The sequence below is a fragment of the Alkalicoccus luteus genome, from assembly GCF_052061695.1.
Lineage (GTDB): Bacteria > Bacillota > Bacilli > Bacillales > Salisediminibacteriaceae > Alkalicoccus > Alkalicoccus luteus.
The window spans coordinates 330,443-355,167 of sequence record NZ_JBPZEY010000003.1 but is presented as its reverse complement, the minus strand read 5'-3'; the positions used below and the strand labels follow the sequence as shown (position 1 = coordinate 355,167).

Below are 24,725 nucleotides of genomic sequence, written 5' to 3'. Positions count from 1 at the left end.
ATGCATATACGCAACATGACGCTTCAAGATTACGACGCGCTCATCGGACAGGTCAACGAATGGTGGGGCGGAAGGCAGATGAGCGATATGCTCCCAAGACTGTTCGTCCGTCATTTTAAGCAAACGTGCTTTATAGTAGAATCAGACGGAAACACGTGCGGTTTTTTAGTCGGTTTTCTTTCACAGGCTGATCCTCAGGCTGCTTATATTCACTTTGTCGGGATCGATCCGGCCTACCGCAGGCAGAAGCTTGCACGGGAGCTGTACCAGATGTTTTGTAAGAAAGCGATGGAACAGGGACGAACCGATATCTATGCGGTCACAACACCAATTAACAAAACATCAATCGCGTTTCATCAGGCAAACAGCTTCTCTATTATAGAAGGCACTCACGTTATCGATGGCATACCGGTTCATGCAGACTATGACGGTTCTGGAAAGGATCGTGTTTGTTTCGTCAAAAAGATATGGCAGACAGAAGCAGCTCCGTAAATTATGACAGTCGGAAAGCTATAAGAACGAAAAGCACCCCATTATTTCAAACAGGAGGCAACTGCATGACAATGATCGGCTGGATGCTGGAAAATCCGCTGCTTGCTTTTCTGGCAGTTGCAGCGGTGATTGCTATAATCGTTGTGGTCAGAAGCAGGCTACGGGATTCCCGGGAAGTATAAATAAACGAGGAGGTCCATAGAATGATAAAACAATACAACAAGCTTGTCCGGGATCGGATCCCCGCCATCATTGAACAGGATGGCAGAACGTGCGAGACAGCTACGCTGGAGGCGGACGACTACGAAACGAAACTGCTCGAAAAGCTGCGCGAGGAAACGCTGGAGCTGGAGCAGGCTGACTCTCAGCATGACAAACTCGAAGAGATCGCAGACGCGATGGAAGTGCTGTACGCGCTCACGGAATATTATGGAAGCACCTCGGAAGAAGTGGAGCAAACCCGCCTTAAAAAGCGCACCGAGCGTGGCGGATTCAGTCAGCGCAAGCTGCTTAAGCAGGTTCATGATACAGGCAGCAAGACGCTCAACGAGACATAAGCAAGCAATGGATACTTACCAGAAGTTAGCAAAAATAGTCCTTTTGCCCTTATAGATTTTCCCATATTTGCGTTTGAAGCACGCCCGTTTAAGGAATATAAGCTGTAGGCGCTTTCAATTCTGGCGAGGGCGTTTTTTGGCTTGAATTCTACTCCTCTACTCCAACGACCAGGAAAACATGAAGGAGGAAGATGCACGTGAAACGGAACCTATCCCTGATAGAACAAAACACACTCTCTCGCTTGCGCAGAGAAGAACAGTCCCTGCAGCTCCAGCTGGACAGTTTAGGGAGGCGCCTTCATTTTTTACGGCGTATCAAACAGACTTATTCCGATCGGCATACGCACGGTCACTACCAGAAAAAGATGACGGATGTGCTCCGGGAAATGCAGCACCTTCACCGGAAGCTGATGCTGAACAGATCCAAGCAGGAGAACATGCTCGGAACCGCACCAGTCAAAGAAGAAGCATAAGGACGAATACGGGGCAGGACACAGCCAGTGAAAGCTTCGCTTTGGGCAGAAAGCGGAAGCTTTTTTGTGCGTTCAGTGATCTTCCGGATGTTGAATCGCCTCGATCGTTCCTTTGTAATAGTCGTATGCTCCGGAATCAAGGTGCCACATGATGCGAATCGCTTTCGGTATCAACAGCGGCCCCTGTGTCTGCCAAGATTCGACTTCCGCTGTAAATGGACGGAGCCGGTAGGTGCCGTCTTTTTCTTTGTACGGGCGGTCTTCGCTGTCAAAACGCCTGAACAAACCCGATTCGTCATGAGAAAACGTGCCGGTGACGTGAAGACCTGCGTGAGACAGCGATGCGTTGATGCCATGAGCAGTCGACTCCAGCCACCTAATGCCGGAATGCAGGAATAGAGCCGGAAGCAGCAGAGCCTCGGCAAAAATCGTAAGCAGCGCGCCTTGGCTGAGTTCAGGACCCGTTGTACGGAAGACGGGAATGACTTTCAGGAACCGCCCGTCCATACGTCCTGTTCCGTCCATGAATAAATCGCGCACTTCAAGCGGCATGCGCTTCGTCCGCATATAGGCTGTACGCGCAGGCTCCCGCACCGATACATACTGGAGCGTTTCCAGCTTCGTCCACGGTTTTCTGGGAGCAAGGCGAATAAAGCTTTCCTTCCAGACGACGTCCGCCTCTCGGATAACCGGCTGACCGATCCAGCCGGCTTTTCGCAAATGACGCGCTACGGCTTTCGGCAGAGCCTCTGCCATTTCCTCTGTCCAACGTTTCTGCTCACGTATAGAATGGTTGATCAGGTTCCGCCGCTCCGATTCAAACTGTCTTTTCATGTGGATGAACCCCTTCCTAGATGGAATAGGGACCTGTATCAGGCCCGTTCAGCACCTTTCATAAAAAGAATGTTTTGCATATAGGCTTTTTGGTAATAGGTACTATAGCACCGCAGCAATAAAACTAATCATCAACAATTCAATCTAACTATGGACAAAGAAGGAGAGTGGACATTTTGATTTGGACTATTATTGGTATTCTTATTCTAGCATGGCTGCTTGGCTTCAGTCTGGATTTCGGCGGTGGACTCATTCATACGCTGCTCGTCATCGCACTGATCGTCGCTGTCGTGAACCTGATACTTGGAAGACGAGCCTGACTATTCTACAAGAAAGGTGGTGAGGTGCAGCGCTGACAAAGCGCGCACACGTATATGGCAAATAAACTACTCTTTTCCGCACTAACAGCAACAGCAGCGGCCGCCGTTTACTACTTGCGAAACAACGAGAACCGTGAGAAAGCAGCGGACTATGTAAAACGGGCGGTCGCAGAAGTGAAAGGCCAGACGAAAGAAGACGAAGACCGCGAGCTTCGGGAAAAGGTCGGACACTCCGATCCGCTCGACATTCAGGACAACTCGATGGTCGATGAGGGAGCGCAGTTCTCCGTCAATTACTACAACGAGAAGCTGAAGGAAGAGGAAGAAGAAGATCCAAAATAACAGGAAACAATCAAGGCTCTGCCACTTCTGGCAGAGCCTTCAGAGTGTGGATAAAGTCATTTTAAGTGAATAACGTTGCACCTGCCTGTATCTACGGACACTCGCTTTCCGGAGGGAACGGCCTCAGCTAACCGCTTCTTCCTTTCGTCAGAAGCGCTGGATCTTCGCCTCGTTCTGATCCTCCAGGAGTCGAGATCCTCCAATTTGGCAGCTGCCAGTCCGGTTGAAACGCCTGGTGATGATTCGCACGTGCTTGTTCCATATGGGTGGAACCTTTATATAGGCAACGCTTCGATGTCGAATAAGGATTACCAGTGCTTTCACGTATGTACCATGGAACAGTCGTATCTACCGATCGGAACGTTTTTCTCCAACAAACAAATCCATTTTCCCTTCGTGTCCGGCGGGCCCGTGGAAGCCGCGCAGCCTGAAGATTCCGTGCCGCTCAGATCTGCGAACGGCATCCACGCACGAGCGGAGCCGGACTGGCTTTTGAAGGCTTCTCGTGAGAAGCCTGAGTCCGCGTGAAGCCGCGCCATTCTCCCGTGCCTTTTTTCCCTTCGTGCGGGATCACCCTGAGACATAGCTGAAGGCCAGCCCACGGCAGGTTCGGTTAACAGAGGGGAAAGTCAACCAAACGAATAAATAATGAAGTTGAAAGACTTTTTCAACAGCCTGACGGCTCTGCCACTGCCGGCAGAGCCTTTTTTATGCTCTGCGAAGCCGTTTTTTCGCTGCGAGACCTTCCTTTAACAATTCTGCCTTTTGGCGAAGCCGGTCAAGCGTTTCCGGAGAAGAAGGGATAACCGGCAGCTCATTGGTCAGCCAGTCAGGCACCGGCGCTTTTATGACAGGTTTGACCCGGGATGGCGGTCGTTTTTCAGCATTCCAGGACTGCAGCATGGTTTCCACATACGAGAAAGATCGTGCCCCGTAGGAGGCAGCTTTTTCAAGAGCCTCCCGGAGCACTGCTTCAAAGTCGTGAAACAATGGCCGCCAAGCTGCCAGCCGCTTCTCCAATTCTTTAATCGGTCCAAACTGATCCACACACAGTGCAGCTAACGGATCCTCTTGTCTTTCTGTTGTTATCTTTGCTTGAATCTCTGGTATTGCAGCGGCATTATTTTCTCTCGAAGCGGAATTTCTTTCGTTCGAAACGGGCTCCTCCTCCCAGCTGTAGCCGGCAGTTAGAACAGCTGCTTGAATCGTTTCCCAGCAGACGCGGTACTGCATCGTTTTATCCCACTTCATCACCGGATTGCGGCGCTCCTCCATCAAGCCAAGCTGCGTCAGCTTCTTCAAGTACGTCCGCATGGAATAAGCAGAAACGTTCATCAGCATGTCCTCCGCCAGCTCCTGCCCGCTTTTATACACCCAGCCGTCGCGGTTTTTTGTGCGGCGGCTCCAGTACATCATCTGATTCAGCACCATCGCCAGCTTGTAGTCCCCTGTGATCGCAGCAAGCTCTTCCTTCAACACAATTCGTTTCATCTCGATTCCTCCTTATTTGTTTTCCATCCTTCAGGTACACCATAAACATGGAAAGGGAGGGGACCGATCGCAAAAAAATGGTTTTGGAAAGAAAGATTCCGATCAGCCATCATTTCAATCAAAACAATGCCAGCATACAGTCAATCTGAGAGTGAAATTCGTTATAACAGTTTCATTTTGTTACCTGGATACAAACTTTCCTTAGACGCCCATAAACTTTCATCGAATGTCCTAAGTCAGCATAAAAGGAAATCGCGGACTCGCGTCGAATCATATAACGAACAGACGATGTCCGTTGGTTTGAACTGGGGAGGAGAGCATGTTGGAAAAAATGATGCAGTTTCAGCGCCGGAACGGTCTGCACATCCGGCTTGCCGCCGCAATGATTTCCACGTTGCAGCAGCACGTGTCCTCATCAGATGATTTGCAGCACGTATGGATTGAATACGGCGGCAGAAGGGCGCAGATCGCAAATTTGTTGGCGATTGTATCGCTGCGTATCCCGTCCGGGGCCTCGTTCCGGATTTATACGGAAGAACCGGATGCCGATCCGCTGCTGGATGTGATTGAAGCATTTTTTGCTCAGGAGCAGGAGGAAGAACCGGATACGATGGCGGATGAGCTCCTTATTGAAAGCTCTGTCAGCATGGAAGCGGCGATGGCCGCCATGCGTCACGGCGTACTCGTTGTAAACAGAGAAAACCGGATTACGTACGTTAACGAAGCAGCCGCAGCGCTCATCGGCAGAACGCAGGCAGAGCTCCACGGTAGCCGGGCCGACCGGAGCGTGCCGGGGTCGATGATGCACCGCGTGCTGAAGACAGGAGAAGCGCAGTGGAACGTGAAAATGAAGCTGCACCGCACGCAGATCATTACGAACCGGGCGCCGGTTTACTACGACGGGGAGATCATTGGAGCCGTTGCCACGTTTGAGGATATTTCCAACGTGGAGAGCGTCTCACGGGAGCTAGAATCGGTCCGGCTCCTGAAAGAACGGCTGCAGCTGTTGCTCTCTGCTATTCAGGATGCGATTGTCTTTCTCGACGAAGCAGGCGACAGCGTTTATGAAAATACGGCTTTTACAAAATGGCAGGAACGGGAAACGATCGAGCCGCGGCGTCTGATGAAGCGGGAAGAGTGGGCGTCGCTGAAGCGGCAGCTCCCTGTTACAAGGGCAATTCGTACGAAGGATGGAGATGTCTACGTCATGCAGGCGGATCCGGTTTTTCTGAGCGGTCAGTTTCGCGGAGCCGTTATTACCCTGCGGGCGTCGCGCGGCATGCGCGAATTGTTGAAAGGCGTACCGGCCGTAGCACGTCAGCAGGCGGACTCAGCCGATGAACTGGCGTTTCAGTCTCTCGTTGGAGAAAGTCCAGCGCTTCGGGCGATTATACGGGCTGCCATGCGCGCAGCTGAGACCGATGCGACGGTGTTTATCAGCGGGGAGAGCGGCACGGGCAAAGAGCTGCTTGCACGCGGGATTCATCAAGCAGGAGCAAGAAGGCTGAAGCCGTTTATCGCGGTAAACTGTGCCTCGATTCCGGTGACGCTTTTGGAAAGTGAATTGTTCGGGCATGAGAAAGGAGCGTTTACGAGCGCGTTTAAAACCCATATCGGCGCTTTTGAGCAGGCAGACGGCGGCACCCTCTTTCTCGACGAAATTTCCGAGCTTGCGCCGGAAGTGCAAAGCAAGCTGCTGCGTGTGATTCAGGAGCGGGAAATCGTCCGTGTCGGTGGCAGAGAGCGGATTCCGGTAGATATTCGGATTATAACCGCTACCAATCGGGCTGCAGATGAGCTGATCACGAGTGACACGTTCCGCGACGATTTATTTTACCGGCTGTACGTCGTCCCCCTTCATCTGCCGGCACTAAGGGAGCGAGGCAGCGACATCCGGCTCCTTGCGGCCAACTACATTCACTACTTTTCGCGACTGATGGAGCGGGATCATCCCCAGGTCGATCCGTCGTTTCTGGAGGCTTTGGAAAAAAGAAGCTGGCCGGGAAACGTCCGTGAGCTTCAAAACGTGATCGAGCGGATGATGACGCTGTACCCGGATGACCGATTAACCGCGGCGCACGTACCGGGAGCGTTTGCCGGAAAAGAGGAAGCGCCGCTCACGCTGGCAGAAGCGGAGCGCGAAGCCGTCAAGCGCGCAGCACCTTATGCGGCAAGCTATTCCGAGCTTGGACGGATGCTCGGGGTCTCCCATAAAACAGCTGCCCGAAAGCTGCACGAGCATGGACTTACAGCGCTTTTTGGTCAATCCGCCCAGCCGTCTGGTCATTATGACCAGGTACTCCAGAAAGAACAGCCGTAACCGCTTCGCGTAAGCGTTTTCAAATTGGCACGATCCTTGCATATGTTTAGAGGCAGCTCGACATTTCAAAGGAGGTTACACGCATGAAAAAACTGATGAACGATGTGGACCAGATTGTTGATGAAATGTTAAACGGGATGGTAGCAGCCCACCCAGAGGCGCTAAAACGGGTGGAGGGAACGACGGTCGTCGTTCGTAAAGACGCTCCGGTGAAAGGAAAAGTCGGTGTTGTCAGTGGAGGCGGAAGCGGTCATGAACCGGCTCACGGCGGTTTCGTCGGCAAAGGCATGCTCGATGGTGCAATCGCAGGTGAAGTGTTCACTTCTCCAACTCCGGACCAAGTGTTTGAGGCGATCAAAGCCGTAGACGGCGGGGCAGGCGTTCTGCTCGTCATTAAAAACTACACCGGCGACGTCATGAACTTTGAGATGGCTGGAGAAATGGCGGAAGCAGAAGGGATCAGCGTCAAGCAGGTCGTCGTCAATGATGATGTCGCTGTGGAAGACAGCTCCTTTACGAGCGGACGCCGTGGTATTGCGGGTACGATATTTGTCCATAAAATTGCAGGAGCTGCTGCGGAAGACGGCAAGTCGCTTGATGAAGTGCAGCAGATCGCAGAAGGCGTTATTAAAAACGTGAAATCGATGGGAATGTCGCTTCACCCATGTACGGTGCCGGCTGCCGGAAAACCAGGCTTCGAGCTTGCCGACAACGAGATGGAAATCGGCACTGGTATTCACGGCGAGCCAGGAACCGAGCGTACTGCACTTAAGCCGGCGAAAGAAATAGCGCAGATTTTGTTTGATAAAATTCATGAAGACATGAAGCTTGAAAGCGGGGAAGAGATTGCGGTCATGATAAACGGGCTCGGAGCAACCCCGCTCATGGAGCTGTACGTGATGAATCACACGGTCGCAGACATACTCAAGCAGCACGGGCTCCGCGTCACAGAAACCATCGTCGGCGAATACATGACGTCTCTGGAAATGGCCGGGGCCTCCTTGTCGATTCTGCGGCTGGATGATACGCGTAAAAAATATCTCGCTGCAGAGGCAGACACAACAGCATTTAAGCGATAAGCAGGGGAGGATTTGCCATGACATGGACGGCAGAAGACATTCAGCACTGGCTGAAGCAGTTCGCAGATAAAATTAACGAGCACAAAGACGAATTGACGGACTTGGACCAGAAGATCGGCGACGGGGACCACGGGATCAATATGGCAAGAGGCGTCAAAGAGATGAATAAGCTGTTTGATGAAAAAACATTTACGACACCAGGGGAGCTGTTTAAGGCGGTGGCGATGGTGTATATCGGAAAGATCGGCGGAGCATCCGGTCCGCTGTACGGATCAGCCATGATGAAAATGGCGTCAGCTGCCGGGACGCAGGAGACGCTGTCCGACAAGGAGCTGCTCGATGCGCTGAAAGCCGGAAAAACAGCGATCGAGCAGCGCGGCAAAGCTTCAGTCGGGGAAAAAACGATGGTGGACGTATGGGTGCCGCTTCTGCAGAAATTTGACGGGAGCGACATGGACTGGAACGCCTTTTCCGATGAAGCCGATGAGCTGAAAGCAAAAACGAAAGAGATGCACGCCAAAAAAGGTAGGGCAGCCTATCTAGGCGCCCGCTCCGTAGGCCACATTGATCCGGGCTCTGCAAGCTCTGCCCTTTTCTTTCAGACGCTTGCAGCAACAGCCCGCGAAAGGGGATGAGACAATGGAACGGGTCAGTCTCGTATTTGTCTCCCACAGCGCCGACATCGTAAAAGGCATTAAGGCGCTGCTGTATGAAATGCAGCCGGAAGTAAACATCGCCGTCGCCGGCGGTGAAGAAGACGGCGGCATCGGCACGAATGCCATGGATATTCAGCAGGCAATTGATTCTGTTTACACCAATAAAGGGACGGTGATCCTGTTTGATTTAGGCAGTGCGCTGATCAATGCTGAGCTCGCGATCGACATGGCGGGCGAAGAGCGCCATATCAAAATTGCAGATGCCCCGATTTTAGAAGGCGGGTACGCTGCCGTTGTTGAAGCAGGGTTTGGAAGCTGTATTGATAAAGTAATCGACGCCGCAGAAAAAGCGCGCAGCATGCGAAAGATCCCTCAGGATTAATTCGAAAAAAGCAGGTGATAGTGATGCTGTTTGAAAACCAGCGCGTCACCCCGTCCGTATCCGGCGCCGGAGAATTTATGAAAGCGGCGCTGGAAGGGGCGGAAGCGATCGTGCTCGCCCAATCCAGTATGGAGGAGCTCGTCAAAGTGCATAAGATCTGCCGGCGCCGGCCGGGTATGAAGCTGCTGCTTCACTTAGACAGCATGAAGGGGCTGTCGAAAACACCGGAAGCAGTCTCGTTTCTTGCCGGCTACATTAAACCGGATGCGCTCATCACGTCGAGCCCGCAGGCGGCCGTGGAGGCGCGCCGGCACGGCATCACGAGCGTGCTGCGCTGTTTTGCATTTGACGAGGAAAGTATTGACTCAAGCCTGAAGCTGATTGAACGTGCCAATCCGGACTACGTGCAGGTTGTGCCGGGGGTCATACCAGTGACGATCCGGCTCATGCGCGCGAAAACCGGTCTGCCTGTCTTGGCCGGCGGCCTCATCCGCACCGATGCCGACGTCTGCCGCGCCGAAAAAGCAGGGGCCACCGGGATTACCTCGTCCTGTCCGGATTTATGGCAGGCGGCTTATGTCAGCAGAGCCAAGCGCTCCTGAACAGGGAACTGTAACGTTTTCCCTGTCGGAGCGTCTATACATACAAAAAGGGGCGGTTCTGCATGAAACGAACAGCTATGCTGGCAGCGCTGCTGCTCGCAGCAACGGCATGCGGCACGGCAGATAATGAAGAAGCCGACAGCCCGCAGTCGATCGGCAATAATAATAATGGCGCAGAGGAAGCGCCTGAAGAGAACGAGCCAGGCAACGAGGAAGCGATGGAAGGAGAGGCTGATATGGGAGACCTGCACCTGCAGGCTGATGCAGACGAACAGGACGGCGAAATAAATGTGACGCTGACGCTTACGAATAACGGTGACAGCGATGCCGCACTCGACTTTCGTTCCGGACAGAAGTACGACGTGAAAATCTACGACAGCAGCGGCACGAAGGTATACGACTACTCCGAAGATATGATGTTCACCCAGGCCCTTGAAACAGTTGAGCTTGCAGCAGGAGAAAGCATTTCCTACGAAGTGAGGGCCCCCGTAAACGGGGAAGGGCCGTATCAGATTGAAGCGGCCGTTACTGCCGCTGAGGTGAACGGGGAAACATTGTCCGAGGGCGAATTGAGCACGGAAACCGACGCGTAGACCGCCCGCGCTTTTCAGCAGAAAGCGCGCGTGCTACACTAGAGCTATATGCTGATAAAGGAGGAACTATTCACATGCCTGTAAACGTACGCGCAGACGTAACACCTAACCCGAACGCAATGAAATTCACGACTGATCAGGTGCTTTTCGAAGGAAGCGGCAGCGCTTCTTTTAAAAAGAGCGACGACACGGATCACCCGCTCGCAAAAGAGCTGCTCGCCCTCGACGGCGTCGATAACATCTTTGGCTTTCAGGACTTCGTCACAGTCAACAAAGAGCCAGACGCAGAGTGGGACACACTCGTACCGAAAGTACAAGAAACAATCGAAAAAGTATACGGCTAAACATTAAGGAACCGGGCGGATGCCCGGTTTTCTTTTTGTTTGGAGAGGATGAGGAGGCTTTCGGCAGGGCGCCGAAAGGCAATCGCTTAACTGCGGCGGAAAGTAAGCTCCCTCAAAAAGAACACAAACCGATGCCAAAGCAACTTTCACCCCCAATAAGGAAATCGGGGCAATGCCCGATTTTCCAAACAGAAACCTCCCGCAGCGGGCCTTGTCTTCCACAGCTTTCCAGCTTCTGTTATGATAAAAGGAAATCGATGGAATGTGGAAGGTGTTTTTATGACGGTGCTGGATATGCGGGAGGTGTCGGGTGGCTACTCGACGAAGGAGGATACGATTCACGAGATTACGCTTTCGGTGAAGGAGGGGGAGTGGCTCGGGCTGCTCGGACCGAACGGGGCCGGGAAAAGCACGATCATCAAGGCGCTGCTTGATCTGCTTCCGGTGAAGCGGGGAGAGATAACGCTTCCCGGACCGGAGGAGTATGCCTTTATCCCGGAGCATCCGATCTTTTTTGAGGATATGACCTTGTGGGAGCACATTGACTTCATGCGTGCCGTGACCGGTCTGGATGAGGAAGAGACGACGGAGCGCGCGGAGTATTTGCTGAAGCTGTTTCGCCTGACGAAGGTGCGCAACCATTATCCGACGGCGTTTTCAAAAGGCATGCAGCAGAAGCTGATGATTATCCTCGCGCTTACGGCGAAGCCGAAGCTGTACATCATTGATGAGCCGTTTATCGGACTCGATCCGAAGGCGATGAAGGATTTGCTTAGGGAGCTGGAAGCGGAGCGGGAGCGGGGTGCCTGTGTGCTGATGTCGACTCACGTGCTCGATACGGCGGAAAAAATCTGCGACCGCTTCGTGCTTGTTAACTACGGCACGATCATTGCAGAAGGGACGCTGGACGACATTCGCCGTGAGAGCGGCGTCGACGGATCGCTGCTAGACTGCTTTGACGAGCTGATGACTGAGGAAGAGTTATGAGAACCGGCATCGGACGAATCAAACTGGAGTGGAAGGATAAAATCGCGATCTGGCGGATGGTTATCGACTGGACGGTAGCGCTTTACATCGTCGTTCCCATCCTGGCAATCGGCGGCTACTACTACGCGCAGCTCTGGCAGGGGAATATGGAGCACCTGTTTACGTGGATGACACCGTTTCGCTGGTCGTTTCTGCTGCTGATCATCATCCATGCAGGGACGCTTCGACTGTTCGTCGTCGAGGCAGATATGCTGTTTCTGCGTAAATTTCCTGCAGCGTTTCAACGCATTAAACGAACAGGCGTCGTCTATACGCTCCTCCTCAATGGAGGTATGATTTTGCTCTTTGCGATCGCGCTCGTTCCCGTTTGGACCGTGTACGGCGGCTACTCGGCCGGCTGGATTCTCTCTGTGCTGGCAGCGGCTTTCGTAGCGAAAATCACGGCGCAGACAACGAAGCAGCTGTTGGACGTGCGCTATGAGCGGGGGAAGCTGTATGCGATGAATACGGTTGTCACATTCCTGTTTACAGGCGTTTATATCGGACTCGTGTTTGCTCCGATCTGGCTGACATTGCTCGGTTCCCTGTTTCTCGCAGGAGCGGCAGCGTATCTCATCCGCATGAGGCTCCGCGAGGACTGGGCGTTTTCACTGGACTGTCTTCGGGAAATGGGTCAGCGGATTAATCTGTCCGCCTTTTTTCTGCAGCAAAGCGGGACCCAGGAAAAGCCGAAGAAATATCCGCGTAAAAAGCCGATGCTCCTTTTTACGGAATCGGAAGGCTTTTTTAAAGAACCGACGAACGACAAGCGGCTGTTTGAATGGTTCATGAAGCGCTGGCTGAGAAGCAAGATGAGAATGCTCGTTTACGCGCAGTTTTTCATTCTCTTCACGATTGCGATTGCCGTAGCGCCGTTTTATATAAAGTGGCTGCTGCTTGTGCTCTGTACGACGATCGTTGTCTACACGACGTACCAAATGTGGCTGGAAAGCTGGAAGCATCCGTTTATGAAGCTGTTGAAACGGCATGAGAGCACCGATATGTCCGTGCCGATCCGGCAGGCGGTCGGGGTGATTACGCTTCCGGCTGCTGCTGTGTTCGGATTTTTTGCCGGCGCAACCAGCATTGGGCTCTGGGCCGGACTTGTTACAGCGGCGCTCATGATCAGCATCATTTTCTTTCTTTTTATCAAACCTCCGTCAAAGGCTGTGTTGGAAAAGCAGAAAGGAGACGTTGTATGAAAAAAGCGGGAGTGGCAGCGGCCGTACTCGTACTTGCCGGCTGCGGGGCACAAATGGATGAAACGGCCGAAGAAACGGTGGAGGGGCTGACCGTCGGCGTGGATTACGGGGCTGGAACGAATGAATTAAATGCCGACATCTTTATCCGCAATGATCGCGAGGAAACGATTACGGTTTCCGCCGGACAGCAGATTACAGAAATCGAGCTCTACGAAAACGGGGAAGCAGTAGACGTGGACCGGGAGCCAGTCGATGATCTGGCGGTGTCATACACGCTGGAGCCGGATGATACGGAATTTGGCGAAGAGCTGCGCGGCGTTGTGTTAGACGGGGATCACGAATATGAGATTCACGTTTCGCTGGAAGTCGCCAGCTGGCGCGGTGAAGAAAGCGGCGACCTCGAGCCGGTGGAGCTCGAAATAACAGAACCGATCGAGCTGGAGTAAAAAAGACGAGTCATGCGCTCGTCTTTTTTGTGTGGTTATCGTTACGACTACCAAGGTGCGCATACAAAGCGATGCAGCCTAACATAGTCGCAATTATGGCCGCAATCACCAGCGGCTGTGAGAAGGCATTTGATACCGGCTGCACCTCGTTCAGCACAACGTGCCGCAATTCACGTACAATCTGCGAGCCTGCAAACAAAATGGCCGCTGCAATGATTAATCCTGCTCCGATGATATCCAAGCGCATAGCATCCTCCTATTCAAAACATGATCAAAAGCGAACGTTCTTCAGTTTAGCATACCACCTGGAATAGTCAACCAATTATAGAAGCAGATATCCAAAGGCACCTATTTTAGCTGGACTTATTGGCACAAAGCCGGGTCACCTTTGTTGTAGCCTGTTGAACGCGCCTGCTATGATAGCGGTAAGCTCGATCATTTTCTTCAAGGAGGCGTTTCACATGGCAAAAACAGCAATCATCACAGGCGGCGGCAGCGGCATTGGCTATGCTACGGCAATGCAGCTGGCAGACAAGGGCATTAACATCACCATCGTCGACATCAACGACGAAAACGGGAACGAAACCGTAAGGCTTCTCAAAGAAAAAAATGTCGATGCCATTTACGTGAACGCAAATGTGTCGAAATCAGCGGATGTAAAGCGGTACGTGGACGAAACGCTCGATCATTTCGGTTCGATTGACTACTTTTTCAACAACGCAGGCATCTCCGGAAGCGGCGGCTATTTTCTCGACACCGACATCGACGAGATTGAGCAGATCGTCGGGATCAACCTGCTCGGGGCGCTCTATGGCGTCCGCTATGTCGCGGAAGTGATGGTGAAAAACGGGGGCGGCTCGATCGTCAATATGGCCTCAAGCGCCGGCGTGATCGGTCAGGCGACGGTCGTCACGTATTCGGCGACAAAGCATGCCGTTGCCGGGATGACGAAAAGCCTGGTCGCAGAATACGCAAAAGACGGCCTGCGCGTGAACGCAGTCGCACCTGGGCCGACGGAAACGCCGATGGTGAAAGCATATTTTGACGCCAATCCGCAAATGAAGGAAAGCGCGGAAAAAGGCATCCCGCAGCAGCGCCTCGGCACATCTGAGGAAGTCGCGGAGCTCGTCACGTTTTTACTGACGTCAAAAGCGCAGTACATTAACGGTGAAATCGTCCGCATCGACGGCGGTTTTACGAATTCAAAATAAGTACCAAACGAAAAGCCATTCTGCCATGAAAGCAGGATGGCTTTTTCAGTGACAAGCTCTGTTTCCAAAAATGGAAAAGCACTCCTTACTCCTCATCGGAAACAAAACAGAACCATTTATGTTAAAATAAGTAAATGATACTGTGTGAGGTGAACCAATGGCATACATACTGGAACATGTAACTGTAATCGATGTCGAACGGGAAAAGGTCTTTACAGGAGCAATCAGAATCGAAGGCGATACGATTACCGCCGTGTATGAGGGCGATGCGCCGGAAACAGGTGCACGGAGGATTGATCTGGAGGGCCGTTACGTGATGCCGGGCTTAATCGACATGCACTGCCATATCAAGGAAGGATTCGCGCCGCACTTTACGGCTGCAGGCGTGACGACTGTCCGTAATACGGCAGGAAACGTCATCGAGCTGGAAAAACTGATTCATGCGCCGTCGGATGCGCCGACGCCGCGCGTGTATGCGTCTGACCGCATGATTGATGGACCGCCCGGGCTCTGGGGCGAGACGGCTCTGGCCAATTTCGTCACCGACGATCCGGAAGCAGCGCGCGCAGAGGTTAAGCGGCAGGCCGCAGCCGGAGCGCAGTTTATCAAAGTATACGGGTTGCTTTCGAAGGAGGCGATGCGCGCGGTTGCAGAAGAAGCGAAGCAGCACGGACTGGAAGTGAGCGCTGACTTGATTCATTCCTCTGTGACGGGCGTCGAAGCAGCAGAACTTGGCGTCACCTGGTTGGAGCATGCCTCAGGTATCGTGCAGGCGATGTATCCAGGCTGGACGATGGCGTCAACAAACGTTGATATTGATTGGGATCAGCCGGATCTCGAGCGGATGGAAGCCGTATGCCGAGAGCTGCTGAGGCATAACGTAAACCTGTGTCCGACGCTGCTAGTCCTTGATCAGATTCAACAGCTGCCTTCGCCGTGGGAGGCGGAGTTCTTGTTTAAAGAGGACGGCCGCTTAAGCGGTTCAGGCACGTTGAATACGCACTGGAGCGGTCTCGCCCAGCAGGAGGAGCTGCTGAAAACGCATATGGGCTTCCTGCTGGAAACGGTGAAGGCAGCTGCCAAAACGTATCGTGCCCTCGGGGGAACCGTCGTAGCCGGGACTGATTGTCCGGCGGGCGTCTGGACATACGCCGGAACCGGGCTGCACCGGGAGCTGGAACTGTTTACTGGCATGGGCTGGACAGAAATGGAGGCGCTCCAGGCAGCGACCTCGACTGCTGCGGCTTCAATCGGCTTAACCGACCGCGGCACGATAAAAGCTGGCTGCAAAGCGGATCTGCTGATACTCGATCAAAATCCGCTGGAGTCGATTTCCAATACGCAGACGATTCATCAGGTCATCAAAGGCGGCAGACGCTATACGCATAACGACATTCTCGGTCACATGCCGTCACCCGCTTATCTTAAACAACGCGAAGAAGAAGTAGCGGCTGCGTTTTCGCTTCAGAAAGGAAGAGACTGATGAAACGACCGACTTGTGAAGCCTGCTATCAAACGCTGTCGTGGAAGCAGGCGCTGAAAGCACAGCGATTTTTATATGAATATACGAACTGTCCGCACTGCGGTGAGACGCAGTACATCACGACACATGGGAAAGTCGTTTTCTGGATTGCGATCCTGCCAACGACACCGCTTATGCTCAATTTTTTCATCGATCTTTCCATCGGGACGAGCATCGCTTTATTTTTTCTGATTGCACTCATAGCGCTTGGCATCACGCCGTATGCGTACACACTGACGAATGAGGACAAACGTGCGATCGTTCGGGAGAGCTGATGTCTTGATAAAAAGCCTTTGTAGCTGGTATACAAGCATGGAATGAAGCTGCGTTTCATGCTTGTGTAAAAAATAGCATATCCACTCCTTATTCTACATACAAGCTTACAGCGGTTTTATGCGTTTCCTTAAGTGTTCCATGCTCAAACGCGAACACGAGACGGACGACCTGTGCCTCATAGTCTGGGAGAGAAACCTCGATTGTCTCCGTGACACCTGCGGAGAGCGTTTGCGGCAACTCCCTCATCTCTGCGGCCTCTATACCAGTTGTTTCCCAGTCGTCTATCCCGGCGGCCTGCCAGTACAGGTCTTGAGGCACAATATCTCCCAAGGCTTCCATCGAAACCGTTACGGTGCCGCTCCTGTCATACACTATCTCGTCGGTCTCAATGCGTGCGTGCGCATGCTCCGAAGGAAGATTGCCTTCTCGATCCTGTTCGACGAGCGCTTCACGGTCGGTCTCCCCGGAAAGCACCCGGAGCAGTACGTACAACAGTGCTGCTCCGGTTATCAGGTAAAACGCTCCTTTGTTTTTCATGTTTGCCTCCTTGCCTTGAGATGATTCCAGTTTTCCTTAAACGGGTATGAAACCTGTGAGCCGCTTCATGCGTATTAGAAAATAATGGCTCTTTGCTGGTTCTATATGAACACAGCAAGTTTATTTTAAGAAACAGGTGATGATGTGAAAAATTGGGCAGTAAAACTTTCAGTCAGTGCAGGCTTTATTAGTATTCCCGCGTGCGCGGCGGACGAACCGCCGAGTGCGAGTGTACATATGGGAGACATCACCGCGGCGACGCTAATGGGCTCCTACGAATGGAATGAGGGCGCAACCGGCGGCTCCCGGGAAGAGTCCGTGGTACCTCCGCAGGCAGTTGAAATGGAGGAGCTGGAAGCAGTTGATGTGGAAGCAGGAGCGGATGCAGCTGTTGCGCTGGAAGGTGCAGAAAACGCGGAGATCGATGTGCTGCTCTGGAATGAGCAGTCGGTGCAGGAAGAGCTTGCCAGCGGCACAAGTGAATTCACCGTTCCGTCTGAGGAAGGCGAGCATATTATTGAAATATTCGCGGATTGGGGCGATCAGGGCTACGCCTCCTACACGCTGTTTATTGATGTGTCAGAAGAGGATGAAGACGAAGAGGAAGGGTGAAGGTGTATGAAAAAATGGGAACTGGACAGCAGCACCGTTTTAAAATGGGGCATTCCAGCAGCTGCCTTTTTACTGATCGGCGCCGTTTTTCTGCCACCTGCGCTCGTTGTTTTCTTTCAGGAAATCTTGTATTTCTCCGAACATCACTGGGCCTTTATTCCGTATCCGAGCGCGTTTCAGCTGATGGCAGCCGCCATGGCCTGGGCGGCACTCTGTATTATTTCCCTGTTTGTGACGATGCTGATCGCAGAAGGAAAAAAGCGTACATACCGTGGAACGGCTGTGCACGCAGGACTCGGCCTTCTCAGCTTGCCGCTGTTTGCCTTCTCGCTCGCGCATTACGCCTATCTTGATGCGGAAGGCGTCCATACGAATGCGATGTGGTCCTTCAGCGAAGAAACGATGGTTTGGGAGGACGTTCAGCACGTGGAGCGGCTCACGTCAGGAGAATCGGTGACCGTCAATGAGTATGCCTTTGCTGACGAGAACCGTACGTTCGTCATCCCTTACGACGCAAATGATTTTCCGACTACACGCGCGATGAGCCGGATGGAAGAAGAGCACGGACTGGAAGCAGAGTCTCCGAGCTAAGCTACTCCCAGTTTGAGAGCGCCCATGTTTTGGACTCAAGCGTGACGAGGCCTTTCTGCAGCTGGGACGGACATTTCTGGTTATAGAGCCGGATAAGAAAATTGACGTTATCCATGTCTGCATCTGTTTCTGCCTGGAGGAGAGCTGCGTGCACCTTTTTGCGCAGCTTGACCCATTCCGGCAGGAAACCCTGCTCGCGGGCTGTTTTCTGAAACTGCTGATAAACATCCATGCTCCGGTATTCAGCAGAAAGGCGTTTTCCTTTTTGTTTTGGTTCAGCATCAGCATGTTTGATGATGTCACCGATCGGATCCCGATATTCCATCCGATTCACTCCTTTCATGTCATAATAGAATCAGTATAACAGAATTTGGAAATGAAAGCGTATGCAAAAAAGGTGTGTCCGGATGAAAACACGTAGTTTTGTTAGTTGTGGAGTCGGCCTGCTGCTTTTGGTCGTCTTCTTTTACTCCCTCATACCTTCCATCCATATTACTCGTCCAGCGTGAACGTAATCAGCATGCAGCAGGGGCTGGCAGGTGATTCACGAGACGACCATTCTAATTCCGGAGGACGATACGACGGCACAGCTGCTTTGGGAAATGCTGCGCTATCACCCGTATAACATCGAATCGATTCTTTTCAGCGCGATCACGACAGGCACACTGCTCGTCGTTCAGCTGCTCATGAAGCCGGTAAACCGGGAAAGTCGTCTCTTTATGCCACTCGTGATCGGACTGCTCTGCTTAAGTGCATGGCTTTTGTTTCAATACATGCAGGAAGTATCAAGCTTGCAGCAGCAAATGGAACTGCTGACGGAGCGGGTGCAAGTTTTAGAGAATAAATAGACTTATGCACACTGAATAATCAAACCATTGCTTAATGCGATCAAATACATGCTTACGGGGCATGTGTCCAATTTTTATGCAGAATGACTAAAAAGGAGAGATTCTTATCAAATACACTCTTATCCTGTCAGGCAGCGCCCTGCTTTTCGTAACCGGATGCAGCGACTCGCCAGAAGAGGAAATCAAAGCACTTGGAGATGAATACGGACTGGAGGTGCAGGTCTTAGAAAATACCGACATGGAGAGTGACGAAATGGCCGATCTTGATGAAGATGGGGCAGAGCAGTTGTTTCAATATATTGCTTCCGCGATCGACGATGGCACAGAAGAAGGCGACAGCGATGTACCATTCACACCAGAGCTGGAAGAGCCAGTGGATGACTCAGGTTCAGGCGGTGTTGAAACAATCACTCGGCAAGAACACGTATCTGAGGAGGATCACCGCTTTGAGCGGCACATATCGTTCAGCTATGAGCTTGAGCAGGGTGCAGAAGAAGTTACACCTGACATGATCCAAATCATCGATCCTAATGCTTATTCAACCGGGATGCCTGGATTTAACTGGATCGATAGAGGCACAAGCGGCAACTACGACGAAGAGACCGAAGAGGTCGAATTTTACACGAACGGCGAATGGGAGATTCACTTCTTGTACAAAGGAGAAGAAGTGCACTTTACCATATTGGACGACTGGTTTATCACGCTCGATCCACAGCGGATTCTCGACGACGTTCGTGGTGTTTGGTGAACCACTGAAGCAGCAAATACCACTGTTCGTCAGATTGATTTGTTAGGTGTTCATCATGCTCACCGCAAAGGGCTTCACGTGGTGCTAAACACTGTCCGTCTGGTGATCGAGAGATTGATCATGCCGATACATAAAAACAGCAGGAAAGTTCCGGCAGATAGCAGACCGCCGGTTTTTTCGTCGTTAAGTGGAGGAGGGGGCTTTCGGCAGAGCGCCGAAAGGCAACCGTCTTAAAAAGTAACTTAACTCCGGCGAAAAGCAACTTAACGCGACTTGAAAGGGACGTAACGTCTCACAAAAGTAACTTACGCAACGTAACAGGAGGTTAAAACGAATAAAACGACTTAAGCATTCCCAAAACGAACTTAAAACCGATTGAAAGCAACTTTCAACTTTAAGAAGGACATCGAGCCAGCGCCTGATCGTGAAATCTCCTGCAAAACAGCACTCAATCCTTCCATCAATGAAACAAAGCAGCGCCCCTTAAGGACGCTGCTTGGCTTATTTTTTCAACGGTGCTTTTTCTGCTACAAGCAGTCCGTTTCGGATCAGCTTGCTGAGGGAGTTTGTGCTTTCCTGAAGCTGGTGCAGTTCGTTTTTCACTGCTTCGAGCAGCTCCGGATCGGCTTCGGTTTCTTCTAGAATTTCCACGATCTCCAGACGAAGCAGCCAGTCTTCCGGATAGTCGCGCAGCTGGTCGTGCACCGCCTGCAGTTCAGGAGTGCCGTCAGCCGCTGACTGTTCACGGACAGCACGGACGCGGCCGTAAAGCTCATCCAGTGCGGTTTCCTCCTGCTCGTGCGCGAGCGTCGATTCCGCTGGCAGCTCTTCGCCAAAGTACGCTTCGCTGTCGGCGGCTCCGGCGAAAACAGACGCCACCTTTGCGCCAACCGCCATGTCAAAGTCGCCCCAGTCCGGTTCAAAGAGACGCTTTTCGCCGAGAGTGACGCTGGCATCTTGCCACTGAATCAGCAGTGGAGTTCCGTCATTGGTCAGGACGTTTTGCACCGTTCCGGAAACCGTCACGCCAGACGCAAAGCGAAGCGTCGTTTCACGGCCAGTTTGAATACCGGCTGCTTTAAGCTGCTCCTCTGACATGTCCTCTAACGCGCTGCCGTCTTCCAGTCGTCCGATTGGCGTGCCGTAGCCGTCTGTATGCGTGCTGCGGCCGTGCCCCTTCAGCTCGTAGTTTTCGACGGCAAGCGCTGTCGGTTTGGAAGCCTGCAGGTAGACAACCTCACCGTCAGCATCCCGCTCGCCCTCCGCCCACGTGCTTGTAATCTGGAGGCCGGACGAGAGTTCAATCGTCGCCGTGCTGCCGGAAGCAACGGCTTTATCGACGCTTTCGGTGCCGCCGCGGCGGAACGCCATCGTCTCAGCAAACTGCTCGAGTCCTTCCGTGAGCTCCTCAAACGAGGCCGTGACGAACAGCTGCGGCTGCGGCTTTGTGATATCGAACGTGGTAGCGACCACCTGATCCACGTCGTAGCGGACCTTCTCCACTTCCGAACTTAAAATGTTGCCGCCCTCTTCAACCGAGGAAAGCAGGCCGGCACCGTAAATTTTCGGATTCTCAAGCGTGCCGATTAAGCCATATTCCACCGTCCACCAGTAGAGACGTCCGATCATCTCGGCTTCTGATTCGCCTTGTACGAGCGCTTCTTTTTCAGCGATGTTTTTCTGTGCCGCCTCCAGCTGCTCTTCGGTGGCGCTGCCTTTTTCCAGCAGGTTGGAGTAGGTGCGCACGGCTTCAAACACATCGTGCTCTTCCTTCGTTGCAATTGCCTTTTTCCCGATTTCGCCAAAGCGTTTTACATACGCTGCATAGGTTTCATCCGCCAGAATCGGGGCGTGCCCGGCAGCTTCGTGGATCATATCCGGGGCCGGGGTGTACTGAATGTTTTCCAGCTTGCGGATTTCCGCCACGACCGGCAGGATACCGTTTGACTGAAAATCAAAGAATGCAACGCCGGGGATAAACCCGTCAATCGTTGCAGCTCCAAGGCCGAATCGCCCAAGCTTTTCATTCATTTCCGCAACGTCTGGAATCTGTTCAATGGAAATACCGGAAGCCGTCAGTCCGTCCGTATACGCTTCATGCGCGAGATCCTTCAGCGTCTCGTGATTCTGCCGCATCACATAGCGTCACACGGCATGGTTGATCGGCGTATAGCTCTCGTAGTTTTGCTTTACCGTATATTGACGCAAATGCGCCGGAATGCGTTTTACCATAAAAGGTGCCTCCTTCAAAATTGCAATCGTTTCCAATTCACTACAATGCAATAACGCTTCACCTAAGTAAAGCGTTTGACCTTATTTTCGCACGACTGCTCCTAATCGTCAACTGTTTAGTGTGGCGAAAGAACAGTGACGCACCTGCGGCTGGTTATGGTAAAATAAGGTATATGCATATTTACAGCAAAAGGAGATAGGATATGACTACTTTGTTAATCAGCCTCATGCTCGTCCTGAACGTCGTACTGATTGGTGTTATCACGCAAAGCCCGGCGGCGGTTATCAGTATGGTCGTGTTATCCGGCCTGACGATTTACTATCTGCTTCGAGGGAAAAGCGAAACAACCGAATAAGTGGGAGAACCAATGCAGGAGAGGTAAAAACGAATGAATGAATTTTCCTGAAAGAGGTGCATGTATGACAAATACGAGAACGTGGGCATGGCTCTGTTTTCTTATCGGCATCGGCTCCTGGGTGCCAAACATCGTCTTTCAAGAGCCTGCTGCTTTATGGCTGATTACACTTATTGTCGGTCCAGTCGGTATTGTACTCGCATTCGTGAGCCAATCATGGGGACTTGTCATCGCCAATACGATGGTCGGAGGAAGTTTTTTATTGCTTATGTTCGCTGGCTATATCACAGTTTTTCTCAGCCAGTTAATCTAATCCAAAGAGGACGAGGTCTGATGCTGCGTCGAAAAGGTTCAGCGGCGGCCGTTACCGGCTTTGGTGCGCTGGTCGTAGTGATGGGGATGGACGAACTTGCTTCCGGTAATGATGTGTTCATTATGCTCGTCGTCTATACGTCATGTATCACCGTCATCATGCTTGTGTACGCGATACCTGCTTCGATTGCGGCTGACTTTTTTGCGCCGGGGAGACGGACTTCACTGGCGCTCCACATCATGTTCGGCGCATTTTTTATTCTTCCGTTCCACGTGTGGATCGCGTACGTCGGCTGGAATGACATGCTCACGCATCCAATGCTCTACATCGGAATAGCGGCTTCCATTGTTTTCTATGGGGTCGATCACATGCTTGATAAACGAATGGCGACTTAGAAAGGACGGAGGTCGAGATGGGAAAAGCAGCAGCTGCCGTTTTGGCAATCCTTTTACTGGCGGCTTGTCAGGATCAGCCTCCTGATGCAGCAATGGAATCGGCTCAAAGTCAAGCATCCGGAGTGCTCGGCACGTACAGTTGGGAATGGACGGGAGGCGCTGAAGATGCCGAGAGTGGAACTCCGCCGGAAATTATATTAGCTAGGGATATGGAAGAACTCACGGCTCGTCCCGGCGAGCAAGTGACCGTGAGCTTCGATGACGACTCCAGTCCGACTCTGCAGGCTGAAACGTGGGACGGCGGGGCTCCTGATGAAACGCTCCAGGTCGATGAGCAGCAGGTGACGATGCCTGCAGAACCGGGAGGCTATCCGCTCGGGATTCATGCAGACTGGCCCGACAGTCGGAACAACGCGCACTATACGTTTTTCATCCAAATTGAGGAAGAATGAAACGTGGACGCCGTTCATTCATAAGAGAGTAATAAGAAATGATCGCAATTCAAAGGAGGGTTCGACAATGCACGTGATGCACGCAGGACGTCTGTGGCAGTCTCTTTCTTTTTAAACAAAAAAAGGAGGAGATAGGGAATGGAAATGATTATAAAACGAGCGAAACAGCATGGACTGGAGCTCCATGAACACACTCTGCAAGTAAATGAATCCGGACTCGACTTTTTAGCGGCGACCGCAGAGGACGTGTACGGGAAAATGTGGCTGCTGCGCATGCCGCGCCGGCCGGACGTGCTGGATGGAATCGAAAAAGAGAGAAGCATGCTGGCACACATTCGGCAGCATGCGGCGTTCGCTGTCCCAAATTGGGAAATCGTCACGGACGAGCTGATCGCATATGAAGCGCTGCCTGGTAAACCCGCGGGCGTGATCGACAAGGAAGCGCAGGCATATGTGTGGAACATGGATCCGGAGCGCGTGTCAGAGAACTATGAAAAGAGCTTTGCGATGGCGGTAGCATCACTGCATCAGATTCCAAAGCCGGAACAGCGCTCCATGCAGGAGGTACGAAAGACGTACCTGCAGCAGCTGGAACAGGTGGAAAAACAGTTTACCACAGCGCCTGCAAACAGCCGCCGCTGGCGTAACTGGATCGAGGATGACCGCTATTGGCCGCAGGAAACCGCACTCACTCATGGAGATTTGCATGCGGGACATATTTTAATCGATGCCGATGAGCGAGTGACCGGATTCATCGATTGGACAGAGGCAGCGGTGCACGACCCGGCTCAGGATTTCACCGCGCACTATCACACGTTTGGAAAAACATCACTGGAGCGGGTGCTGGCTCACTATGAGCGTGCCGGGGGATACGTTTCTGCTTGGATGCTGCCTCATATTGAGGCGATTGCAGGAGCAGGCGCGATTCAGGTCGCCTTGTTTGCTATCCGGTCTGGTGAAAGTGACTATGTGGAGATGGCAAAAACGATGCTCATGAACACGGACGCTTAGGAGGTCACGGATGAAGGACCATCGAGATGAACAGGAAAAGCAAGTGAACGAGGAACGAAAAAACCATCCTGGCGGCAACGCAGCCGACAGCTTTGATCGCGCTAAAACAGGCAGTATGCAAGGTATCAGCTGGAAAGCGATGCTCGGTATCATTGCTGTCCTGATCCTGATTTTATTGTTGATTTAACAAAAGACCGTCCGGTTGCAATAATCGGACGGTCTTCCGCGTATTACCTTGAAGGAGGCAGAGCAGATGAAGAACGTATTCATGTTTGTGTTTATAATTGTCGGCGGCGGAATCGCGATCCGCTCCATCTACAATTATATCCGCTTCGAGGAGTCGGATTGGACACCAGCGATTCTGGCAGCTGCCGTCATCGTTGCTTTCATGCTGCTGAATGACTGGGCTAAAAAGCCGTATGATTGGAATAAGAATAAAAATCGAAGTCAATAAGATGTGAA

Annotated in this window: 35 protein-coding genes and 1 pseudogene; 29 read left to right on the top strand and 7 right to left on the bottom strand. The window is 52.3% G+C overall.

Features of this window, described 5'->3' with window-relative positions:
- The 3 genes from ACSZLD_RS06220 to ACSZLD_RS06210 all read left to right on the top strand — a co-directional run bounded on the left by ACSZLD_RS06220 (position 1) and on the right by ACSZLD_RS06210 (position 1,522).
- A complete protein-coding gene (locus ACSZLD_RS06220) occupies positions 1–492 on the top strand; it encodes a GNAT family N-acetyltransferase (protein WP_444684630.1) in 492 nt (163 codons plus the stop codon).
- Positions 493–695: 203 nt separating this feature from the next.
- The gene (locus ACSZLD_RS06215; protein WP_444684629.1) at positions 696–1,049 is read left to right on the top strand and encodes a nucleoside triphosphate pyrophosphohydrolase; all 354 of its coding nucleotides are present in this window, start codon (positions 696–698) and stop codon (positions 1,047–1,049) included.
- Positions 1,050–1,246: 197 nt separating this feature from the next.
- The gene (locus tag ACSZLD_RS06210; protein WP_444684628.1) at positions 1,247–1,522 is read left to right on the top strand and encodes a hypothetical protein; all 276 of its coding nucleotides are present in this window, start codon (positions 1,247–1,249) and stop codon (positions 1,520–1,522) included.
- Positions 1,523–1,594: 72 nt separating this feature from the next.
- Here the strand turns inward: ACSZLD_RS06210 and ACSZLD_RS06205 are convergent, their stop codons facing one another.
- Positions 1,595–2,356 carry a DUF6544 family protein gene (locus ACSZLD_RS06205; protein ID WP_444684627.1) on the bottom strand — a complete coding sequence of 254 codons (762 nt, stop codon included), beginning with the start codon at positions 2,354–2,356 and terminating at the stop codon, positions 1,595–1,597.
- 176 nt (positions 2,357–2,532) lie between these two features.
- Between ACSZLD_RS06205 and ACSZLD_RS06200 the strand changes: the two genes are divergently transcribed.
- Together ACSZLD_RS06200 and ACSZLD_RS06195 are read left to right on the top strand one after the other, a co-directional pair.
- Positions 2,533–2,676 carry a lmo0937 family membrane protein gene (locus ACSZLD_RS06200; RefSeq protein ID WP_377909845.1) on the top strand — a complete coding sequence of 48 codons (144 nt, stop codon included), beginning with the start codon at positions 2,533–2,535 and terminating at the stop codon, positions 2,674–2,676.
- A 54-nt stretch (positions 2,677–2,730) separates the two neighbouring features.
- Complete coding sequence (locus ACSZLD_RS06195) at positions 2,731–3,018, top strand: YbyB family protein (RefSeq protein ID WP_377909844.1); 288 nt, start codon at positions 2,731–2,733, stop codon at positions 3,016–3,018.
- 127 nt (positions 3,019–3,145) lie between these two features.
- On the opposite strand, the gene ACSZLD_RS06190 is transcribed toward ACSZLD_RS06195, so the two are convergent.
- On the bottom strand, positions 3,146–3,280 hold the full coding sequence (locus ACSZLD_RS06190) for a hypothetical protein (protein WP_444684626.1): 135 nt from the start codon (positions 3,278–3,280) through the stop codon (positions 3,146–3,148).
- Between the two features lie 446 nt (positions 3,281–3,726).
- Positions 3,727–4,509 (bottom strand): DnaD domain-containing protein, encoded by a 783-nt coding sequence (locus ACSZLD_RS06185; RefSeq protein WP_444684625.1) that lies wholly within the window; start codon positions 4,507–4,509, stop codon positions 3,727–3,729.
- 331 nt (positions 4,510–4,840) lie between these two features.
- Between ACSZLD_RS06185 and ACSZLD_RS06180 the strand changes: the two genes are divergently transcribed.
- The 10 genes from ACSZLD_RS06180 to ACSZLD_RS06135 all read left to right on the top strand — a co-directional run bounded on the left by ACSZLD_RS06180 (position 4,841) and on the right by ACSZLD_RS06135 (position 13,159).
- The gene (locus ACSZLD_RS06180) at positions 4,841–6,829 is read left to right on the top strand and encodes a sigma 54-interacting transcriptional regulator (RefSeq protein ID WP_444684643.1); all 1,989 of its coding nucleotides are present in this window, start codon (positions 4,841–4,843) and stop codon (positions 6,827–6,829) included.
- Between the two features lie 83 nt (positions 6,830–6,912).
- Positions 6,913–7,908, top strand: coding sequence for a dihydroxyacetone kinase subunit DhaK (dhaK, locus tag ACSZLD_RS06175; RefSeq protein WP_377909839.1), 996 nt, complete (start codon positions 6,913–6,915; stop codon positions 7,906–7,908).
- A 17-nt stretch (positions 7,909–7,925) separates the two neighbouring features.
- Positions 7,926–8,543 carry a dihydroxyacetone kinase subunit DhaL gene (dhaL, locus tag ACSZLD_RS06170; protein ID WP_377909838.1) on the top strand — a complete coding sequence of 206 codons (618 nt, stop codon included), beginning with the start codon at positions 7,926–7,928 and terminating at the stop codon, positions 8,541–8,543.
- A 4-nt stretch (positions 8,544–8,547) separates the two neighbouring features.
- Positions 8,548–8,946 (top strand): dihydroxyacetone kinase phosphoryl donor subunit DhaM, encoded by a 399-nt coding sequence (dhaM, locus tag ACSZLD_RS06165; RefSeq protein ID WP_444684624.1) that lies wholly within the window; start codon positions 8,548–8,550, stop codon positions 8,944–8,946.
- Positions 8,947–8,969: 23 nt separating this feature from the next.
- Complete coding sequence (locus ACSZLD_RS06160; protein ID WP_444684623.1) at positions 8,970–9,548, top strand: glycerol-3-phosphate responsive antiterminator; 579 nt, start codon at positions 8,970–8,972, stop codon at positions 9,546–9,548.
- 62 nt (positions 9,549–9,610) lie between these two features.
- Positions 9,611–10,141 (top strand): BsuPI-related putative proteinase inhibitor, encoded by a 531-nt coding sequence (locus tag ACSZLD_RS06155; protein ID WP_444684622.1) that lies wholly within the window; start codon positions 9,611–9,613, stop codon positions 10,139–10,141.
- Positions 10,142–10,215: 74 nt separating this feature from the next.
- Positions 10,216–10,485: a NifU N-terminal domain-containing protein gene (locus ACSZLD_RS06150; RefSeq protein WP_377909834.1), complete on the top strand. Its 270-nt coding sequence runs from the start codon at positions 10,216–10,218 to the stop codon at positions 10,483–10,485.
- Between the two features lie 279 nt (positions 10,486–10,764).
- On the top strand, positions 10,765–11,472 hold the full coding sequence (locus ACSZLD_RS06145) for an ABC transporter ATP-binding protein (protein ID WP_444684621.1): 708 nt from the start codon (positions 10,765–10,767) through the stop codon (positions 11,470–11,472).
- On the top strand, positions 11,469–12,713 hold the full coding sequence (locus ACSZLD_RS06140; protein ID WP_444684620.1) for an ABC transporter permease: 1,245 nt from the start codon (positions 11,469–11,471) through the stop codon (positions 12,711–12,713). Before ACSZLD_RS06145 ends, ACSZLD_RS06140 begins: the two co-directional genes overlap by 4 nt.
- Complete coding sequence (locus ACSZLD_RS06135; RefSeq protein WP_444684619.1) at positions 12,710–13,159, top strand: hypothetical protein; 450 nt, start codon at positions 12,710–12,712, stop codon at positions 13,157–13,159. Before ACSZLD_RS06140 ends, ACSZLD_RS06135 begins: the two co-directional genes overlap by 4 nt.
- 10 nt (positions 13,160–13,169) lie before the next feature.
- On the opposite strand, the gene ACSZLD_RS06130 is transcribed toward ACSZLD_RS06135, so the two are convergent.
- Positions 13,170–13,406, bottom strand: coding sequence for a hypothetical protein (locus ACSZLD_RS06130; protein ID WP_444684618.1), 237 nt, complete (start codon positions 13,404–13,406; stop codon positions 13,170–13,172).
- A gap of 214 nt (positions 13,407–13,620) precedes the next feature.
- On the opposite strand from ACSZLD_RS06130, the gene ACSZLD_RS06125 reads away from it, so the two are divergent.
- From ACSZLD_RS06125 to ACSZLD_RS06115, 3 genes are all read left to right on the top strand, one after another.
- A complete protein-coding gene (locus ACSZLD_RS06125) occupies positions 13,621–14,370 on the top strand; it encodes an SDR family NAD(P)-dependent oxidoreductase (protein ID WP_444684617.1) in 750 nt (249 codons plus the stop codon).
- Positions 14,371–14,527: 157 nt separating this feature from the next.
- Positions 14,528–15,853: an amidohydrolase family protein gene (locus tag ACSZLD_RS06120; RefSeq protein WP_444684616.1), complete on the top strand. Its 1,326-nt coding sequence runs from the start codon at positions 14,528–14,530 to the stop codon at positions 15,851–15,853.
- Positions 15,853–16,167, top strand: coding sequence for a TIGR04104 family putative zinc finger protein (locus ACSZLD_RS06115; protein WP_444684615.1), 315 nt, complete (start codon positions 15,853–15,855; stop codon positions 16,165–16,167). The genes ACSZLD_RS06120 and ACSZLD_RS06115 overlap by 1 nt, the downstream gene beginning before the upstream one ends.
- 88 nt (positions 16,168–16,255) lie before the next feature.
- Here the strand turns inward: ACSZLD_RS06115 and ACSZLD_RS06110 are convergent, their stop codons facing one another.
- Positions 16,256–16,705 (bottom strand): hypothetical protein, encoded by a 450-nt coding sequence (locus ACSZLD_RS06110; protein WP_444684614.1) that lies wholly within the window; start codon positions 16,703–16,705, stop codon positions 16,256–16,258.
- A 144-nt stretch (positions 16,706–16,849) separates the two neighbouring features.
- Here ACSZLD_RS06110 and ACSZLD_RS06105 point away from each other — a divergent pair, with 144 nt between their 5' ends.
- Entirely contained in the window at positions 16,850–17,317 is a 468-nt protein-coding gene (locus ACSZLD_RS06105) for a hypothetical protein (RefSeq protein WP_444684613.1), read from the top strand.
- Between the two features lie 6 nt (positions 17,318–17,323).
- Positions 17,324–17,908, top strand: coding sequence for a hypothetical protein (locus ACSZLD_RS06100; RefSeq protein ID WP_377909826.1), 585 nt, complete (start codon positions 17,324–17,326; stop codon positions 17,906–17,908).
- A 1-nt stretch (position 17,909) separates the two neighbouring features.
- Here the strand turns inward: ACSZLD_RS06100 and ACSZLD_RS06095 are convergent, their stop codons facing one another.
- Positions 17,910–18,233: a hypothetical protein gene (locus ACSZLD_RS06095; RefSeq protein WP_444684612.1), complete on the bottom strand. Its 324-nt coding sequence runs from the start codon at positions 18,231–18,233 to the stop codon at positions 17,910–17,912.
- 214 nt (positions 18,234–18,447) lie between these two features.
- On the opposite strand from ACSZLD_RS06095, the gene ACSZLD_RS06090 reads away from it, so the two are divergent.
- Positions 18,448–18,756 carry a hypothetical protein gene (locus ACSZLD_RS06090; protein WP_444684611.1) on the top strand — a complete coding sequence of 103 codons (309 nt, stop codon included), beginning with the start codon at positions 18,448–18,450 and terminating at the stop codon, positions 18,754–18,756.
- Between the two features lie 253 nt (positions 18,757–19,009).
- Positions 19,010–19,504, top strand: a complete 495-nt coding sequence (locus ACSZLD_RS06085) for a hypothetical protein (RefSeq protein WP_444684610.1) — start codon at positions 19,010–19,012, stop codon at positions 19,502–19,504.
- A gap of 501 nt (positions 19,505–20,005) precedes the next feature.
- Here the strand turns inward: ACSZLD_RS06085 and ACSZLD_RS06080 are convergent.
- Positions 20,006–21,736, bottom strand: a pseudogene (locus ACSZLD_RS06080) (aromatic amino acid hydroxylase).
- Positions 21,737–21,939: 203 nt separating this feature from the next.
- Here ACSZLD_RS06080 and ACSZLD_RS06075 point away from each other — a divergent pair.
- The 7 genes from ACSZLD_RS06075 to ACSZLD_RS06045 all read left to right on the top strand — a co-directional run bounded on the left by ACSZLD_RS06075 (position 21,940) and on the right by ACSZLD_RS06045 (position 24,717).
- Positions 21,940–22,092: a hypothetical protein gene (locus tag ACSZLD_RS06075; RefSeq protein ID WP_168009615.1), complete on the top strand. Its 153-nt coding sequence runs from the start codon at positions 21,940–21,942 to the stop codon at positions 22,090–22,092.
- Between the two features lie 64 nt (positions 22,093–22,156).
- A complete protein-coding gene (locus ACSZLD_RS06070; RefSeq protein WP_168009617.1) occupies positions 22,157–22,405 on the top strand; it encodes a hypothetical protein in 249 nt (82 codons plus the stop codon).
- Positions 22,406–22,425: 20 nt separating this feature from the next.
- Positions 22,426–22,800: a hypothetical protein gene (locus ACSZLD_RS06065; RefSeq protein ID WP_444684609.1), complete on the top strand. Its 375-nt coding sequence runs from the start codon at positions 22,426–22,428 to the stop codon at positions 22,798–22,800.
- Positions 22,801–22,817: 17 nt separating this feature from the next.
- Entirely contained in the window at positions 22,818–23,252 is a 435-nt protein-coding gene (locus ACSZLD_RS06060; RefSeq protein ID WP_444684608.1) for a hypothetical protein, read from the top strand.
- A 138-nt stretch (positions 23,253–23,390) separates the two neighbouring features.
- A complete protein-coding gene (locus ACSZLD_RS06055; RefSeq protein WP_444684607.1) occupies positions 23,391–24,263 on the top strand; it encodes a macrolide 2'-phosphotransferase in 873 nt (290 codons plus the stop codon).
- A 10-nt stretch (positions 24,264–24,273) separates the two neighbouring features.
- A complete protein-coding gene (locus tag ACSZLD_RS06050) occupies positions 24,274–24,450 on the top strand; it encodes a DUF6366 family protein (protein WP_377909817.1) in 177 nt (58 codons plus the stop codon).
- Between the two features lie 66 nt (positions 24,451–24,516).
- Positions 24,517–24,717 (top strand): hypothetical protein, encoded by a 201-nt coding sequence (locus tag ACSZLD_RS06045; protein WP_444684606.1) that lies wholly within the window; start codon positions 24,517–24,519, stop codon positions 24,715–24,717.
- Positions 24,718–24,725 lie beyond the last annotated feature (8 nt).